This is a genomic window from Mesorhizobium sp. M7A.F.Ca.US.014.04.1.1, from assembly GCF_003998745.1.
GTDB lineage: Bacteria > Pseudomonadota > Alphaproteobacteria > Rhizobiales > Rhizobiaceae > Mesorhizobium > Mesorhizobium ciceri.
Genome location: NZ_RZRW01001271.1, coordinates 1 through 707, shown reverse-complemented (window position 1 = coordinate 707; position 707 = coordinate 1). Strand labels below are relative to the sequence as shown.

The 707-nt window shown below is 63.9% G+C and carries 2 protein-coding genes; one reads left to right on the top strand and one right to left on the bottom strand.

Features of this window, described 5'->3' with window-relative positions; translation table 11 throughout:
- Nucleotides 1-429: hypothetical protein (locus tag EOA22_RS38395; RefSeq protein WP_206521547.1), on the bottom strand; the 429-nt coding region annotated here is incomplete at its 3' end.
- Here EOA22_RS38395 and EOA22_RS36020 point away from each other — a divergent pair.
- Nucleotides 334-707: NAD-dependent epimerase/dehydratase family protein (locus tag EOA22_RS36020; RefSeq protein ID WP_127390730.1), on the top strand; the 374-nt coding region annotated here is incomplete at its 3' end. The two genes, EOA22_RS38395 and EOA22_RS36020, sit on opposite strands and share 96 nt — an antisense overlap.

Sequence of the window (707 nt, the reverse complement as noted above, 5' to 3'; positions counted from 1 at the left end):
TGCATTGCACCGTCCGAGGCGGTCATTCCTGCGCGAACAACTCGCCTTGCCCATGAATGGTGGCAGGAACATCCGTGGCAGCTTGGGATCAGCGCCCATGGTAGAAACCAAAGGAACAATCAACCCGAGCTTCCGCTCGATATCGTTGCTCGAAACTGTCGGAGCTCTGGCCGGACGCGCCAGCAGCGCCGCGACGCTCGCTTCCATCTGCCCTCGGCGAGGCGCGCGGAATCGCTCGATCGTGCGGCCCGATCGCAGCGACACCGCTGTTTCGTCCGGCTCCGCGTGCAGACAGGATGAGGCGCGACTGTCACTGCAGTTTTCAGGTGCCAGGTGAGGGTCCTCGTCACCGGCGCGTCGGGTCTGATCGGAGCTTCTCTTTGTGCGCGCCTGGCCGCCGATGGATATGAAATCGTTCGCGTACTGCATCGTGCCGGCGCCGCGCCCTTCAGAGGCTTGCCGCCTGTCTTGCTCGACATGGCAAAGGCGCTGCAGACGCAGGACTGGAGCCCGCATCTGATAGGCATCGACGCGGTCGTCAACTGCGCCGGTGTGCTGCAGGACAGCGCGCAAGAAAGCACTGGCGGTGTGCATGCGGGTGGCGCATCGGCACTCTTTGCCGCCTGTGAGCAGGCGGGCGTGAGAAAAGTCATTCACTTCTCGGCAATCGGGGTCGATCGGCTGCAGCCGTCCGCCTTCTCGGCCAC